Below are 16520 nucleotides of genomic sequence, written 5' to 3'. Positions count from 1 at the left end.
ATGATTAGACAAGGTGAGTTGGTAGAGATTGATATAGAAGATGTTAGTAGTGATGGTAATGGGGTAGGAAAAATTGATTCTCAGGTTGTTTTTATTCCTCATACGGTTACGGGCGATCGCATTTCGGCTAAACTAATAAAAGTAAAGAAAAAATATGCAGAAGGAAGACTAGAAAAAGTTATCACTCCTTCACAACATCGTATTCGCCCCCGTTGCATCGTGGCGGATAAATGTGGCGGTTGTAAATGGCAACATATAGATTATCAACATCAGTTAGAAATAAAAAAAAATCAAGTAAAAGAAACCCTTACTCGTATTGGCGGTTTTACTGATTTTGAAGTAGAAGACATTTTGGCAGATACAGAATTAGCCTATCGTAACAAAGCTAGTTATCCCTTTGGAGTATCCCAAAACGGCACTCTGAAAGCAGGTTATTACCGAGAAGGTAGCCATCAAATAGTTAACCTCAATCAATGCCCTATCCAAGATGAAAGACTAAACCCCCTTCTTGCAGAAATTAAACAAGATTTACAAGAGTTGGGAATTCCTGTCTATGATGAAAATACTAGAAAAGGTATCCTCCGCCATCTTTGTTTTCGCATCGGTAAAAACACAGGAGAAATCCTCATTACCATTGTCATCAGTAAACCCAGTAACTTTAAATTAGCAGAACAAGCCCCTTTATGGTTAGAGCGTTATCCTAATGTAGTAGGGGTAACATTGAATTATAATCCTAAACCTAATAATGTGATTTTTGGTGAAGAAACCGAATTATTAGCAGGGCGATTATATCTTAAAGAAGAATTTGCAGGGTTGACTTTTACTCTACGCACGGAAACTTTTTTCCAAGTTAATACTAATGTAGCCGAATCACTTTTTGAGTGGGTAATTGATACCCTCGATTTTCAGGGAAATGAGACAGTAATTGATTTATATTGTGGTATTGGTACTCTTACTTTACCCATTGCCAAAAAAGTAAATAATGTAATTGGTATTGAGTTTGATAAAGTTGCCATTGAGTTAGCTAATCACAATGCTACTATCAATGACATTGAGAATGCCCGATTTGTGGTGGGTAAATCGGAGGTGATTTTTCCTGAATTAACTATTACTGCGGATGTAGTGATTTTAGATCCTCCCCGCAAGGGTTGTCAACCAGAGGTAATAGAAAGTTTAGGGAAGATGAAACCAGCCAAGATAGTTTATATTAGTTGTCATCCTGCCACCCTTGCCAGAGATTTGAAGTTGCTATGTGAAAATGGGGATTATCATATTGAGAAGGTAAAATCTGCGGACTTTTTCCCCCAAACTACCCACGTGGAAACCGCTGTTATTTTAACCCTTAAATAATGAGGGTGGGCTGGATAAGGTATGAGGTGATGGGGAAATAGGGAGATAAAAATTTATTCCCCTTTGCCTTTTGTTTTCCCATCAAAATACTTTTTTAGAAACTCTAATTATTTTCTTCTTTCGTCTAGTTTTTTATAAACTTCCCTAATATCAACATTGTGATGGGCGAGGGCGACGAGGGTATGGTACAACAAATCGCTGACTTCCCCTGCTATTTCGGCGGGGTTGTCGTCTTTAAAAGCCATGACTACTTCGGCGGTTTCTTCACCAATTTTTTTGAGGATTTTATTATCTCCCCCTTGGAATAGGCTACAGGTATAGGATTTTTCTGAGGGGTTATTTTTGCGATCGCAAATCACCTTGTATAATTCTGTAAGGGTATCGGCAGGGGGTGCAGATTTGCTATGATCAACTTGGTGAAAACAACTTCTTTCCCCTGTATGACAGGCTACATCGCCAATTTGTTCGATGGTAAGTAGTAAAGCGTCACTATCACAGTCATAACGGATGGCTTTTATTTTTTGAATATGTCCAGAGGTAGCGCCTTTGTGCCATAATTCTTGACGAGAGCGACTCCAATACCATGCTTCCCCAGTATGGAGGGTTTTTTGTAAAGATTCTCTATTCATCCATGCCATCATCAATACTGTACCATCTAAATGATCCTGTGCGATCGCCGCTACTAATCCTTTTTCGTTGTAGGCAATTTCATCGAGGGGTATTGATTCTTGGAAAGGCATCGATAAGTTAGTTGTCATAGTCTTAAAAATATCAGCAATTAAACTATTATTATAACAGAAAATAATTCGCTACTCTTTTTCTAAAATATACTTAGATAATCCTGAACAATTGTTCATTTTTTGTATCAGAAAAAATATTTAGTAATTTATTGATCACTTATTTTTTTGTTTTTAATTAAGGAATTATATGTTGGTATATCTACAAGATAAGGAATTTTTTTATTTTTATTTTTGTTATACTCTGTATATTCTCCTAATAGTTTGCCTTCATTTTCCCTAATAAAAAATAAAGCATCTCTGTTATATTGGGCTTGAATAAAATTAGGATTTATTGTTAATAATTTATCATACAAGGCGATCGCCTTTTGTAAATAACCCAAATCGGCTTGTAAAATAGCTAAATTGAAATAAGGTTTTTCATAGTCTGGCTTCAAGCGAAGACAATTTTTATAAGCAGTAATACATTCAGAATGATTCCCCAAAGTTTGATGAATATAACCAAGATTATAATAAGCTTGATATAGATTAGGATTAAGCCCTAAAGCCTGAGAATAATCATCTATAGCATCTTCATAATCCTTTAACTTCAGGTAAACAAACCCTCGATTATAATAGGCTAAAAAAAAGCTAGGATTGATTGTTATACAAATTCGATAATCATCTAAAGCCCCTAAAAAATTTCCTAATTGTGTCTTGATAAAAGCTCGTTTATAGTAACCCAAAAAACTAACAGGATTAATTCTCACCTCCTCCTCATAATCTTGTAATGCCAACTCATATTCCTGAAAATAAGTATGAGCAAAACCACGCCAATGATGGGCTAAAAAATGATTAGAATTAAGTTTAATAACTGCCGAAAAATCATCCATTGCCCGACGATAATGCCCTTGTTTCCATAGTGCAACACCCCGTAAAAAATATAAATTAGGGGTAGCTTCCCCAAGAGTTAAGGCTTGATTATAAGCATGAATAGCCAAATCAAACTCCCCTTTTTGATCATGAAAAGTACCTAATCTCGTATATTTACTTATTTGTTTTTTCTTTGCCCAGAGTAAATATCCTTTTAAACCTCCACCGTAAAATAAATCAGAAATGGAAATATAATCTTTTGTGATATATTTTTTTATATATTCTTGAGGCAAAAAACCAGCTAATATCAAGGGATAATCTTTTATATCAGACTGAAAATCATACACAGAAACAAAAAATACAATTAATTCATAATTATTAACTTCCTCTTGAGTTAGAAACCAGTGAATATCATCACTTTTTAAGGCAGTTTTTACTAAAATATTAAAATTAGAATTACCTTGGATTACAAAAATATTATTAATTACTTGTAAACTATTACTACGTTTTTCTGATACTATTAAATCGTGATAACGATGTTGTAAAAAATTTTCTCCTAATCTATCAAGAAAATGTTTAGACAAGACATTATGATAGTCAGAATTATTTTTTTTATCCTTAAGTAAAACTTCTAATTTATTAACAATCGTCGTAGTATGAAAACTCCTTATTGTGTCAATTTCTGTATAGCAATTATCAGATTGACAGGCACAAAGAGAATCTATTTTTAAACGATGACAGAAATCTTTTTGTTGCTCCTGAAGAATAAAACTATTATCCATTTTTCTGTCACTACCACCCCATTTGTCAATTATTTGTTATTACTGGATATTACTTAACGTTTTTATTACCTATATAATTATAATCTGCTCAGATAATCATTAAAATAATATCCTGTATTTATCCAGATAAACTTTATTTAGATACAGTTTAAAGATTAGTGTCTTTTTTATTCATTGATCATTATTGTAGGCAAAATCTAATTATAATGAAAAGTGGAATTCTCCATACAAAATCTATTTTATTCCATGAATATCACCTGTACTCGCCCTTATTGTAAACATCCGATAAATAGTTTTGGCGAATTAAAAAATGCCTCTCTACTAAAAACAGTACAACAAAAATATTGTATTAGTTGCGGTATGCCATTGATTTTGGCAGGAAGATATTTACCGACAAGATTACTTGGAAAAGGAGGATTTGGGGCGGCATACTTGGCGGTGGATAGATATAGCCCCACCATGAGAAAATGTGTGGTGAAGCAGTTTCAGCCAGAGGGAGACTTTGGAGAGGCTGAGTTGGCAGTGGCTTTGGAATTGTTTGATAGGGAAGCCCTTGTGTTAGATAATTTGGGTAATCGTCACCCCCAAATTCCTGATTTATTTGCTTATTTTCCTTTAATTGTACCGGGTACTGTTAATGGTAAAAAACAAGGAGAAGAGCAGTATTTTTACTTGGTGCAGGAGTATATTGATGGGCAAGATTTGGAACAAGAATTATTACAAAAGGGTGCTTTTTCTGAACAGGAAATTACGGAAATTTTAAAAGAAGTTCTCAAAATATTAACCTTTGTCCATGAGAATGGCTCGATTCATCGTGATATAAAACCATCAAATATCATGCGTAATCGTCAAGGATTGCTTTATCTCCTTGATTTTGGGGCGGTGAAGATGGTAACGAATCACACTCCTAATCCTCAGTCAAAATCCACTGGTATCTATTCTATGGGTTTTGCACCCCCTGAGCAAATGGCAGGGGCACAGGTGTTTCCTTCTACGGATTTATATGCTTTGGCGGTAACTTGTGTTAGTCTTTTGACGGCAAAACCAACGACGGATTTATATGATGCTTATAGTAATACATGGCAGTGGCGCAAGTATGTTACAGTTGGCGATCGCCTCGCGCTGACTTTAGAGAAAATGTTGCAACATAACCCCGCAAAAAGGTTTCAAAGTGCCACGGATGCTCTTAAAATTATTGACCCCCAAGGACAAAGAGCCGTGAATGTTCCCTCTGTTGCCTCTCAGCCTGTCATTAAGCCCCCTGCTACGCCAAAACAAACTCCCCCCCCATTAGAACCAAAACCTGTCAATATTGAGCCTATAAACCCGACAAAACAGGGTATTGAATCTGCGGAAAAACCACCAAAACCTGTCAAGGAGAAAAAACCCCGAGCGCCCTTACCTGTAGCTTCTATCCTAAGAGGGGTAAGTTTTTGGGCTTTTGAGGGGGTATTAGTGGCGATCGCCATTACTAGTGCATTAGGTACTTTTTCTATAGGAGTACAAACAGGAGTTTTAGGCGGAATAATGGGTTTATTAATTCTTTTACTCTGGAAAAAAGTTATCGAAAAATGGGATTTACTATTTGTAGCAGCAGCTAGTATGGCTCTAGTTTACTTTATGCCCTTGCTTCATAGTTCATTATTTACCCTGTTTAATTTACCCTTATTAGCTCTATTTATCTTACCCCCTATTAGTGCATTAATAAGTGTATTTATTACCAGTATCTTATTACTTATTTTGTCACTTTTAAGAAAGTTTATTTAACTCTAAAAAATCTTCCATTACTTTTAAATAAGTGACGCTATCTTCTAACATGGGAAAATGTCCAGTAGCTTTTATGGAGTAATATTTAATATTTTCAGGATTAAGAAGAGCGGCGGCTTTGCCCATATTAGCAGGAATTATTTGATCTTTTTCCCCTGATATTAATAGGGTGGGTACAGAAATATTTTTATAGGCTAGGGGTATGGTTTCTACGGATTTTTTACTAACAGAAGTATAGATGGTATTCAGGGCAGCTTGGTAGTCTGCCATCAAGAAGTCTTCTAAAAAAGCAATGCTCATTTCTTTGGCAATGGGGCGATGTAAAAATCTTGCCATAAAAAATTTTTCGGCGAGGGGAAATTTTAAAAACCAGTTGAAACGGAATTTAACTACATATCCTCCTACTTGATGAAAAATGAAGAAGGCGAGGGCATTGTAAGTAAAAATACCATTACAAGTAAGAATGGCTTTTTCTACTTTTTCAGGTGCCATGGAAAGGAAAAGAGTGACTATAGATGCGCCCAGGGAGTGGGAGTTGAGATATACTTTTTCGAGGTTAAAGGCTTCTAATAGGGCGAGTAAGTCTTGGGCATATTCCTCTAATTCGTAGGATTGGGGGTTATTATGGGGGTTTTCTCCCTGAGATTGACCAAATCCCCTCATATCATATAATAAGCAGTCAAAATAAGGTGCGATCGCCCTTGCTGTAGTACGCCAGTAACGACAAGAACCACCCCATCCATGAATAAAAACCATTACGGGTTTAGGGTTATTATCTCCCTGTTTTATCCATTCGTAATAGTGTTCAAATTCTCTGATTTTAATAAAACCTGTTTCTGTGCCGATATTCATGGTTAATAATTGATAATGGATAGAGACAAAAGAAAATAATTGTCTATGGCTTATAACGCCAACTCCCTCGATGTTTTCTAATTTACCCTCTCCCATAGGAAAAAAGGAGATTTTTTTAGGCCAAAATCTCTTTGAGTTGATGTTGTTGCCAGAGGGTTTTATACAATCCTTTTTGGTTAAAAAGTTCTAGGTGAGTGCCTGTTTGAACGATTTTCCCCCTATCCATAACAAAAATGCGATCGGCATTTTGCACGGCGGCTAGTTGGTGGGTAATAAAGATAACGGTTTTACCTTCTTCTTGTTTCAGATTTTCGAGAATTTGAGTGGCGGTTTTGTTATCAACACTGGAAAGGGCATCATCTAAGATTAATATTTTTGATTCGGCAAATAATGCCCTAGCTAACGAACTTCTTTGGCGTTGCCCTCCTGATAGGGTAATACCTCTCTCTCCTACTAGGGTTTGGTATTGTTGGGGGAAGGTGATGATTTCAGGATGAATTTGAGCCTGTTTAGCGGCATATTCAATCTCTGGCATTTCACCAATGGGGTTACTATAGGAGATGTTGTCTTGGATGGTGCTAGAAAATAGGAAACTTTCTTGGGGTACATAGGCGATCGCCCTGCGCAAATCTGTTAAATTAATTTTAGTAATATCAACCCCATCAATAAATAACTGTCCTTCTTCAATTTCCAAAAGACGAGGAATAGCATTGGCAAGGGTAGATTTTCCAGAGCCGATTAAACCGACAATGGCAATGGTTTCACCCCCCTGAATTTTGAAATTGAGGTTATCAAGGGCGGAAAAATTAGCCTCTGGATAAGTATAAGTAAGATTAACCGCTTCAATGTCTCCCCTCATGGTTTGCGCATCCATGGAAACAGCATCGGCATCGGTTTGAATTTTTGGTTCCGCTTGTAAAATAACTTCTAAACGCTCGATACTTACTTCACCCCTTTGATAAGTGGTAATGGTAAAACCCAGGAGGGCGGTGGGAAATACTAACCTTTCTACATAAATGATAAGGGCGATAAAGTCACCCACGGTGATTAATCCTGCATTAATATCGCTCGTACCTAACCAAAGTAACATTAATAAACTGATACTGGCGATACCTTGAATGACGGGAAATAAGATATTTCTGGTTCTCGCTAACCCCAAATTTGCTTTGAGTAAATTACGATTTTTTTCCCCAAAAGCCCTTCTTTCGTTTTCCTCTTGAGCATAAATTTTGATGAGGGCAATACCGCTCATATCCTCTTGGATTAGCTCGCTAATATCTGATAAACTTTCTTGGACATGGAGTTGCTCTTGGGCTAGTTTACGACTAAACAGTTGTACGGTGATTAACATGAGGGGATAAACGGCGATCGCCACTAGCGTTAATTTAACGTTAATCAACAACATAGCAGGGAGAGTCAAACCATAGGCAAAAATAGTATTAACCAAACTTAAAATAGCAAACCCCACCAAACGGCGAATATTATCTACATCGCTAGTGGCACGGCTAATCAAATCCCCTGATGTGTTGGTACTAAAATAAGAAGGCTCCAATTTGAGAAGATGTTCAAAAATTCTTTGCTTTAAATCAAATTCTACCTGTCGGCCAATACCAAATATCATCATGCGGGAATACATTCTCATACCCCACATCACACAGGCTAAAATCACTAATATAATTACATAAGTGATTAATTGATTAAAGGTAAAACTTTCTTGCAAATCATCAAAAATATTACGAATTAACCAAGGTATGGAGACCCCGACTACATTCACCGCAAAAAGGGCAAACATACCCAAGTACATCATTTTACTGTAGGGTTTTAGATAAGAATATAAAATTTTCAGTCTGGGGTTTGCCATTGGGAAAGAAAAATAATAGTGTAAAGAGTCATTTACATTTTAACATTCCCCCCTGTAATTCTTCATTACTTATTGCCTCGGTTGCTATAATATGCTTACAATACTCAAGGAAGTGACTCTCCTAAAACTTAGTTTTTACCTCTAATGATGAGGAGTCAGAAGGCTAAGTTGTTCGGGGTGGGCGCGAAGTCAACAGATTATATTGTGAAGGATAGATATTGTGGCGTTTAAAATCGGTTTATTAGGACTAGGTACTGTCGGAACTGGTACTGCAGAAATTATATATAATCCCCAAGGAAGACATCCCCTCCTAAATGACATTACTATTGCCAAAATAGGGGTCAAATCTTTAGATAAACAACGAACTATTGACATAGCCCCAGAAGTTCTCACCACAGATTTAGAATCTATAGTTAGCGATCCTGAAATTGATCTTGTTGTGGAGTTGATTGGGGGTTTAGAACCTGCTAGAAGTCTTATTTTAAAGGCGATCGCCTCTGGAAAGCACGTTGTCACCGCCAACAAAGCAGTTATCGCCCGTTATGGTCAAGAAATTTTTGAAGCGGCGAAACAAGCTAAGGTATATGTATTATTAGAAGCAGCCGTGGGCGGTGGTATTCCCATCATTGAACCTCTCAAGCAATCCCTTGGGGCAAACCGCCTTGAAACCATCATCGGCATCATCAACGGTACTACTAACTATATCCTCACGGAAATGACCGAAAAAGGGTCAGATTTCAAAGATGTATTACAAGAGGCTCAAGCCCTTGGTTATGCGGAAGCTGATCCCACTGCCGATGTAGAGGGTTATGATGCGGCGGATAAAATATCCATCCTAGCTTCCCTTGCCTTTGATCGTCAGGTTAAAAGGGAGGATGTTTACAGTGAAGGTATTACCTCCATTACCAGCAGTGACATTGACTATGCCGATAAACTCGGTTATGTGATCAAGTTATTGGCGATCGCCCAGAAATCCACAGAAAATCAAGAAAACCTCGAACTAAGAGTTCATCCCACCCTCGTCGAAAAATCCCATCCCCTAGCCAACGTTAATGGGGTATTTAACGCCATTCTTGTGGAAGGACAACCCCTCGGACAAGTTATGTTTTATGGGCCTGGTGCTGGTTCAGGACCTACCGCTAGCGCTGTTGTGGCCGACATTCTCAACATTGTCGGAGTCTTACAAAGTAACCACGGGGCGCACTCCTTAGATCCCCTTCTCAGTTGTTCTCCCTCCCAGTCTGCAAGCATTGCACCCATTGATGATGTTTCTACCCGTTTTTATGCCCGTTTCCTCTGTGCTGATGTACCGGGGGTAATAGGTCATTTAGGTACTGTATTTGGCGATTTTGGGGTAAGTCTTGCCTCTGTGGTGCAGATTGGTTTTCAAGATAATTTAGCGGAAATTGTCGTAGTCACCCATAATGTGAGGGAAGGTAATTTCCGTAGTGCTATCAAAAAGATACAAGAGTTAGAGGCGATCGAAAAAATACCCAGTATGATCAGAGTTTTATAAAAGGGTTTAATTTTTTAAACAAGGGGCTTAAGCCCCTTGCCCCATCCCATCCTTAGCCCCTTGCCCAATCCTTAGCCCTTGCCTAACACGTTTACCAATATAGACTTTTAGAGTGGGCATTGCCCACCATTAATTATTTTTAAACCAGCAGCTGATTACCCATCATATTATTCGCTATCCTTCTCAATAATTCCTCCCCCCAAGAGCATATCTCCATGGTATAAAACCGCTGCTTGTCCTGGAGTAATGCCAAATTGAGGCTCAGGAAATATCAGTTTAACTCTGTCATTGTCCAAGGGTACTACATTCACAGATTCAGGGGTGCTACGATAACGAATTTTGGCTTCTGCTTGAATGGGTGCAGAAGGTTGGGCAATGGATACCCAATTCATACGAGCAACAGTACATTCTTTTTTACCCCCCTCGTCACGGGTAGCCACTATGACACGATTCATTACGGTGTCTAGCTTCACTACGTACAAAGGTTCAGAATAAGCGACCCCTAAGCCTTTTCTCTGCCCGATGGTATAGTGATGTACTCCATCATGTTCTCCTAAAATATTACCCCTAAGATCGACTATCTCCCCTTGTTTGGGTTTGATATATTGGTCTAAAAAGTCTTTCATCGAGCCATGGGCTTCTATCAAACATAAATCCTGACTCTCAGGTTTTTCGGCAGTACTCAGGTTAAATTTACTCGCCATTTCCCTTGTCTGAGTTTTAGTCTGATTACCGAGGGGAAATATTAAATGGGCTAACAATTCTTGGGTTAAGTCATAAAGAAAATAGGATTGATCTTTATTATCATCAACGGCTTTGAGGAGTTGAAAGCGATCGCCCTTACTGTCATACTGAATCCTAGCATAATGTCCCGTGGCAATTTTATCAATACCAAGGGTTTCCTTTGCATATGCCAACATGGGCGGAAATTTCACCGTGCGATTACACTGGGAACAAGGAAGAGGTGTAACACCATCCTCATAACCAGATATTACATAATCAATAATATGAGTTTGAAATAAATCACGGGTATCTACCACATGATGGGGAATTTCTAACTGTTCACATATAGAAGCAGCATCCACCATGCCCTCTGAGCAACATTGCCCCTTACCTTTCATCAGCCATAGGGTTAACCCTTCCACATGATAGCCTTGATGGTGTAAGGTTGCCGCCGCAACGGAACTATCTACCCCCCCAGACAAGCCTACAACTACCTTATCCATAATAATTTTAATATAACAATACTTTCTTACTTATAATATAACGCTACTGGTAATGGCTAATGGGTAGTTAATTATTTTGTTCTAGCTATGATTCTTAATTATTTAAACTTCCTTTAAACTTCATCAACTCATAAAGTTTAACCCCAATTTGATATTCATATTGACTGAGTAAACGTCCATAAATATAACCCGCTTTGCCATCAAGAAATCCTAGGCGGATAATATAAAAGAGAATAAAACGCAATAATGGCTTAAAAGGTAATCTTACCCATATTTTTTTGAGAAAACGCTTTCTTTGTACAGCATCACCAAATAAATTTGCTCCGATGGTGCCATCATCATTTTGCCCAGTGAGAAAGTTGTAATATACCCTTGCTTCCCAGTTAGAATAACGATTGTGACGGGCTAACCATTCATAAATATCTCGAAAATCGATATGGAGCATATCATTGTCTAAATATCCAGTTTTACCGTCTAAAATAACGTGTTCGTGGACTTCGTTATCCCCTGTGTTTTTTATTTCTTCGGTGTTTAGGTTTTCGTAACGTCCTAATTTATGCCTGAATAACCGTAAATTCCAATCGGGATATTTGCCACCGTGTCGAATCCACTTACCAAGGAAAAACACTTTTCTGTTTAGGTAATATCCTTGGTAAGTATCATCTTTTATCTTTTCAGCAATTTCTGCCCAAAGTTCGGGGGTAATTCTCTCGTCACAATCAACAATTAATACCCAATCGTTTTTAAAAGGTAAGTTTTCCAATGACCAATTTTTTTTCTTTGGGGATTTACCATTGTAATGAAACTGTACTACTTTCGCTCCTTTTTCTTCGGCAATGGCAACGGTGCGATCGCTACTTTGAGAATCAACTAAAAAAACTTCATCAGCATCAGCAACACTATCCATACACGCCTGAATGTTCTTTTCTTCATTTTTGGCAGGAATCAGAACAGATACAGGAATTTTTTTTTGTTCCACACCCATAACACCGCTTTATTTGTCTTTCAATTTGTTTTACACATCTTATCTCAATATCATCGAAAAAACTTTTTTTTTACAACTTATTCAACATTATTTGCAATAATACCTACTTTTCTTTTATACTTATTGAGTATTATTCTTAAATAGCGTGTGAAGGAGATTAACTATCAATGTCCGTAAAATCTTGGCAAAAACTAAATGCGATCACGCAGTGTCATTTTATGATCGCCCTAGCCTCTTCCCTCAGTCTTGCTGTGGCAGGAGAAGCAAGAGGTAATGAAAATATATATCAGATAAACTCATTAGATACTAATGAAAATAGTGTTAATTTTTTATCACCAACAGATAATCAACTAGGACAAGTAACTTCTGTTAATCAACTAAGTGACGTATCCCCCACCGATTGGGCTTACGAAGCTCTCAGAAGTCTAGTAGAGCGTTACGGTTGTATTGTCGGTTATCCCGATCGCACTTTCCGTGGCAACAGAGCCTTAAGCCGTTATGAATTTGCCGCTGGTTTAAACGCCTGTATGCAATCTATTGAGCGTTTAATCGGTACTGGTGGAGTAGGTGATGAAGATATTGCTGCCCTCAGAAGACTAATCGCAGAATTTGAAACCGAACTGGCAACCCTAGGAGCAAGGGTTGACAACCTCGAAGGAAGAGTCGCCTTCCTAGAAGATCATCAATTCTCTACCACCACCAAATTAAGTGGAGAAGTAATCTTCACCCTTGCCAATGCCTTTGATAACAACTCCGACAGTTTCCAAGGCACAGGAGTAGATAGAGATCAAACCATGTTTGCCAATCGAGCGCGTCTTAACTTCGATACCAGTTTTACAGGAAATGATCGTCTCCGAGTTCGTCTACAAGCTGCGAACTTTGAGCGTTTTGGTAATAGTAATATGTTGCGTTTAGGTCATGACACTAATACAGATAATAGCTTTGAACTTGACACATTAGCCTATCGTTTCCCCGTGGGTGATGCTATTACCGCTCATGTAGGAACTAACTCCCTAGACGTTGACGGTATCTTTGATGTTCACAATCCTTTTTTAAGTGGTGGTAGCACGGGATCATTAACCAGATTATTACGCCGAGATCCTCTCACCCTCAGAGGACCTGGGGGCGCAGGAGCGGGAGTTAATATCAAACTCAGTGACAGCTTAAAATTAAACGCTCTTTACCTTGCCAGTGATGCTAATGATCCAACGAGGGGTAATGGCTTATTCGATGGGGGATTTAGTACAGGGGCTCAGCTAAGTTATAATCCCTCTTCTAATCTAGCCCTTGCCTTCGCTTATCTAAGAACATATGAACCTGACAACTCTGTAAACCTTGCTAGTGGCACCAGTACGGGAACAACCGCTAACCCCTTTGATGGACGTGGTGCTAGTTCGGACCGCTTCGGCTTACAAGGAAATTTCCGTATTTCGCCTCGGGTAAACTTGAGTGCATCAGGTAGTTATGTATCTGCGAATAATTTAAATCGTAGTGGAATTTTAGGAGCCGCCACGAACAGAGATGATGCGGAGTTGTGGACATGGGCGGCTAACGTTTCCTTTTTGGATGTAGGTAAAGAAGGAGCTATCCTTTCCCTTGGTGGTGGTATGCCTCCTCGCTCTCAATTTGAAACGGATACTTCTTATATGGTAGAGCTACAATATCGTTATCCCATTAACCGTAATATCATTGTTACTCCTGGGCTATATGCAGTATTTAATCCTAACCATGACAGTGCCAATGATACTGTCTATGTGGGTGCTTTACGTACTACTTTCCGTTTCTAAATTTACTTGCTGGATGAAAACAGCACCATAACATATCGATTTATCGAGAGGGCGTAATTAGTTTTTACGCCCTTTTGTTTGCGTCATCAAAGGGAAATTAATCGTTAGTGCAGAAAAAAAAGAAAAATCTTTAAGCAAAAATACTCATCCCAGTGTAGAATGTATGATTTAACACCGCCAAAATTGAACATATCCGATAACCTGTAAACTAGATACAAGATTAAAAACCCTAAAATCATCATGAATAACAACCCCTCAGCAAACAAAATTCCCCACATCGTTATAGTCGGTGGTGGCTTTGCTGGTTTATATGCCGCTAAAGAGTTGGGCAAGGCTCCGGTAAAAGTTACCCTTGTGGATAAACGTAATTTCCATTTATTTCAGCCCTTGTTATATCAGGTGGCAACGGGTAGTTTATCCCCCGCTGAAATTTGCTCTCCTTTGCGCTTAGTGGTGGGTAGAAATCCTAATACCCGTGTTGTTTTGGATGAAGTGGTAGATGTTGACCCTGAGAAAAAACAGGTCATCATGAGAGAGGGAGTATTGGACTATGATAAGTTGATTATCGGTACTGGGGTAAGTCACCATTATTTTGGTAATGATCAATGGGAAGAAGAAGCCCCTGGTTTGAAAAGTATTGAAAATGCCCTCGATATTCGTCGCAAAATTTTCCTCGCTTTTGAGGAGGCAGAAAAGGTATCTTCTCCCGAAGAAAAACAGGAATGGTTAACTTTTGCCATTGTGGGTGGTGGCCCTACGGGGGTTGAGTTGGCAGGGGCGATCGCAGAAATTGCCCACAAAATTATTAAAAATGACTTCCAGGAAATTGATACCACCAAGGCAAAAATTCTCTTGATTGAGGGAATGGATAGGGTTTTACCTCCCTACTCCCCCGATTTATCCCAAAAAGCACAGGAATCTTTAGAAGAATTAGGGGTAACTGTGTTAACCAAACGCATGGTAAATAACATCGAAAATAACACCCTCACCATGTGCCATGGAGAAGAAACAGAAGAAATAAAAGCTCGTACTATCCTTTGGGCCGCAGGGGTAAAAGCATCGGGAGTGGCTAAAACCATCGCCGAAAGAACTAACGCCGAAACTGATCGCGCTGGTAGAATTATGGTAGAACCAAATCTAAGTTTGGCAGAATGTCCTGATATATATGTAGTGGGAGATTTAGCCCACTTTGCCCACCAAGGAGATAAACCCCTTCCAGGTATTGCCCCCGTTGCCATGGCACAGGGTAAATATATGGCAAAATCCATTAAGGATGAAATCAAAGGTAAACCCGTTGTTCCTTTTAAATATGTAGATAAAGGAAGTTTGGCGGTAATTGGTGATAATCATGCGGTGGTGGATTTAGGATTTGTGAAGCTCTCTGGTTTACTTGCCTGGTTGGTATGGGTATTTGCCCATATCTACTATCTCATCGAGTTTGATAATAAGTTAACCGTAATGCTTCAATGGGGTTGGAATTATCTTACCCGTGGTAGGGGTGCAAGGTTAATTACTGGGGAAATTACGGAGAAAAATTTGATGACTAAATCATTTAATAATCCTCACTATCCTTCTTCACAAGATAATAATGATAAAACAGGAAAAGAGACGGTAAAAGTATAACTGTTAATTCTTTTGATGTTTACCCCTCATGGTTAGAGGGGTTTTTTTATAAAAAATAGTTTTGAAATGTAATATAGTAAAAATAAATGGTAGAAAATATTATTAATAATCCTCCAATATTGTCTGAGTCCGAAAAACAGGAATTAATGCGATCGCTCTTACACAAAGAAGGGTGTTGGGTGGATTGGGGCAAAAAATGCCAACAACTGCAAAAAGCAGGGGTTGACTCCCAAGAAATTTTTGAGAAAACAGGATTACAAAACAGCCAACAAAACCTCGTCATTGTCGCCTCCCAAGTATATGACAGTTTAGTTAATACCGAAGTAGAAGAAAGTACCCTCCAATATTATCAAGGGCCTCGCAGCGACGTATTATACGAATTAAGGGTATTAAACCACCAAGAAAGAAAACAAGCCGCCCTGTATTCTGAAAACAAAAAACTAGACGTGGACGGGGCAAAAGAAGTGGCAAAAAATATGAAACTATTTGCCCGTATCTCTCAACCCCCCGAAGGCTTCACCAATCACCCAGGAGATACCGTGGCTTATCAACTGTGGAAAAGTGCCAGACAAAAGAAAACTCTCGCCGATAAAACCCGTCTCATTGCCGAAGGTTTGAAATATGCCCATTCGGAAGGGGCAAGAAATAAAATTCAACAACTATTAACCGATGTTGCTACCGCAGACACCGTAACCAAAACTCCTTTATTACCTGTATATCGCCTAGAGGAAGAAGAACAAATTCCCTGTATTCTGCCTGTGGTTGGCTCATTTCCCTTGGCTTCATCACCCTTTGCAAATATTCCTACCCTTTCACCCCAAAAACCTTTTGATATAGTAGAAGTATCTCAAACCATGTCATTGGTTTCCATCCCCACATGGCAAGTGGTATTACAGGCAAAAAAACCCGTGGTAATTACAGCCCATACCCATGATTTACCTCAACAACAGGATGAAAAAAATGAACCTATTTTAGTAGTGGTTGATGCAGATAATAGGGAATGGAGTTCACAATATTATTTTTTAGTGGATGATGGCGGGGAAATTAGGTTTTCTTGGCTACCCACCCAAGGTAATGAGCAAATTTTGGGCAGACTATTAGTAATTCTTAAGCCTCGGAGAATATTAGATGAGAATAATTTAACAGAGCCATGGCAAATGGACGATTGATGATTGATTCAGG

General features: G+C 38.6%; 12 protein-coding genes. 6 read left to right on the top strand and 6 right to left on the bottom strand.

The window, feature by feature from the left end; all coding sequences use genetic code 11:
* Positions 1-1350, top strand: a complete 1350-nt coding sequence (gene rlmD / locus A5482_RS13330; protein ID WP_083260405.1) for a 23S rRNA (uracil(1939)-C(5))-methyltransferase RlmD — start codon at positions 1-3, stop codon at positions 1348-1350.
* 107 nt (positions 1351-1457) lie between these two features.
* Here the strand turns inward: rlmD and hisIE are convergent, their stop codons facing one another.
* Both hisIE and A5482_RS13320 read right to left on the bottom strand, forming a co-directional pair.
* Positions 1458-2090, bottom strand: coding sequence for a bifunctional phosphoribosyl-AMP cyclohydrolase/phosphoribosyl-ATP diphosphatase HisIE (hisIE, locus tag A5482_RS13325; RefSeq protein ID WP_369816721.1), 633 nt, complete (start codon positions 2088-2090; stop codon positions 1458-1460).
* A 146-nt stretch (positions 2091-2236) separates the two neighbouring features.
* Positions 2237-3721 (bottom strand): tetratricopeptide repeat protein, encoded by a 1485-nt coding sequence (locus tag A5482_RS13320; RefSeq protein ID WP_069790394.1) that lies wholly within the window; start codon positions 3719-3721, stop codon positions 2237-2239.
* A 246-nt stretch (positions 3722-3967) separates the two neighbouring features.
* Here A5482_RS13320 and A5482_RS13315 point away from each other — a divergent pair, with 246 nt between their 5' ends.
* Positions 3968-5488, top strand: coding sequence for a serine/threonine-protein kinase (locus A5482_RS13315; protein ID WP_069790395.1), 1521 nt, complete (start codon positions 3968-3970; stop codon positions 5486-5488).
* Here A5482_RS13315 and A5482_RS13310 read toward each other — a convergent pair.
* Positions 5471-6340: an alpha/beta fold hydrolase gene (locus A5482_RS13310; protein WP_069790406.1), complete on the bottom strand. Its 870-nt coding sequence runs from the start codon at positions 6338-6340 to the stop codon at positions 5471-5473. The genes A5482_RS13315 and A5482_RS13310 overlap by 18 nt on opposite strands.
* A gap of 115 nt (positions 6341-6455) precedes the next feature.
* Complete coding sequence (locus tag A5482_RS13305; RefSeq protein ID WP_069790396.1) at positions 6456-8201, bottom strand: ABC transporter ATP-binding protein; 1746 nt, start codon at positions 8199-8201, stop codon at positions 6456-6458.
* 220 nt (positions 8202-8421) lie between these two features.
* Between A5482_RS13305 and A5482_RS13300 the strand changes: the two genes are divergently transcribed.
* A complete protein-coding gene (locus A5482_RS13300; protein ID WP_069790397.1) occupies positions 8422-9717 on the top strand; it encodes a homoserine dehydrogenase in 1296 nt (431 codons plus the stop codon).
* A 167-nt stretch (positions 9718-9884) separates the two neighbouring features.
* Here A5482_RS13300 and mnmA read toward each other — a convergent pair whose 3' ends face one another.
* Positions 9885-10943 (bottom strand): tRNA 2-thiouridine(34) synthase MnmA, encoded by a 1059-nt coding sequence (mnmA, locus tag A5482_RS13295; RefSeq protein WP_069790398.1) that lies wholly within the window; start codon positions 10941-10943, stop codon positions 9885-9887.
* Between the two features lie 94 nt (positions 10944-11037).
* Positions 11038-11928: a glycosyltransferase family 2 protein gene (locus A5482_RS13290; RefSeq protein ID WP_069790399.1), complete on the bottom strand. Its 891-nt coding sequence runs from the start codon at positions 11926-11928 to the stop codon at positions 11038-11040.
* A 167-nt stretch (positions 11929-12095) separates the two neighbouring features.
* Here A5482_RS13290 and A5482_RS13285 point away from each other — a divergent pair, with 167 nt between their 5' ends.
* From A5482_RS13285 to A5482_RS13275, 3 genes are all read left to right on the top strand, one after another.
* Positions 12096-13715: an iron uptake porin gene (locus A5482_RS13285; RefSeq protein WP_083260406.1), complete on the top strand. Its 1620-nt coding sequence runs from the start codon at positions 12096-12098 to the stop codon at positions 13713-13715.
* A 240-nt stretch (positions 13716-13955) separates the two neighbouring features.
* Positions 13956-15338, top strand: a complete 1383-nt coding sequence (locus A5482_RS13280; protein WP_069790400.1) for an NAD(P)/FAD-dependent oxidoreductase — start codon at positions 13956-13958, stop codon at positions 15336-15338.
* A gap of 86 nt (positions 15339-15424) precedes the next feature.
* The gene (locus A5482_RS13275; RefSeq protein WP_069790401.1) at positions 15425-16507 is read left to right on the top strand and encodes a RuBisCO accumulation factor 1; all 1083 of its coding nucleotides are present in this window, start codon (positions 15425-15427) and stop codon (positions 16505-16507) included.
* Positions 16508-16520 lie beyond the last annotated feature (13 nt).

The sequence above is a fragment of the Cyanobacterium sp. IPPAS B-1200 genome, assembly GCF_001747005.2.
GTDB lineage: Bacteria > Cyanobacteriota > Cyanobacteriia > Cyanobacteriales > Cyanobacteriaceae > Cyanobacterium.
The sequence above is the reverse complement of the archived record's forward strand: the minus strand, read 5'-3'. Positions and strand labels throughout refer to the sequence as shown.

Bases quoted from the DNA above. Each gene is read 5' to 3' on its own strand.
- rlmD (WP_083260405.1), top strand. From the start codon at position 1: ATGATTAGACAAGGTGAGTTGGTAGAGATTGATATAGAAGATGTTAGT.
- hisIE (WP_369816721.1), bottom strand. From the start codon at position 2,090: ATGCCTTTCCAAGAATCAATACCCCTCGATGAAATTGCCTACAACGAA.
- A5482_RS13320 (WP_069790394.1), bottom strand. From the start codon at position 3,721: ATGGATAATAGTTTTATTCTTCAGGAGCAACAAAAAGATTTCTGTCAT.
- A5482_RS13315 (WP_069790395.1), top strand. From the start codon at position 3,968: ATGAATATCACCTGTACTCGCCCTTATTGTAAACATCCGATAAATAGT.
- A5482_RS13310 (WP_069790406.1), bottom strand. From the start codon at position 6,340: ATGAATATCGGCACAGAAACAGGTTTTATTAAAATCAGAGAATTTGAA.
- A5482_RS13305 (WP_069790396.1), bottom strand. From the start codon at position 8,201: ATGGCAAACCCCAGACTGAAAATTTTATATTCTTATCTAAAACCCTAC.
- mnmA (WP_069790398.1), bottom strand. From the start codon at position 10,943: ATGGATAAGGTAGTTGTAGGCTTGTCTGGGGGGGTAGATAGTTCCGTT.
- A5482_RS13290 (WP_069790399.1), bottom strand. From the start codon at position 11,928: ATGGGTGTGGAACAAAAAAAAATTCCTGTATCTGTTCTGATTCCTGCC.
- A5482_RS13285 (WP_083260406.1), top strand. From the start codon at position 12,096: ATGTCCGTAAAATCTTGGCAAAAACTAAATGCGATCACGCAGTGTCAT.
- A5482_RS13280 (WP_069790400.1), top strand. From the start codon at position 13,956: ATGAATAACAACCCCTCAGCAAACAAAATTCCCCACATCGTTATAGTC.
- A5482_RS13275 (WP_069790401.1), top strand. From the start codon at position 15,425: ATGGTAGAAAATATTATTAATAATCCTCCAATATTGTCTGAGTCCGAA.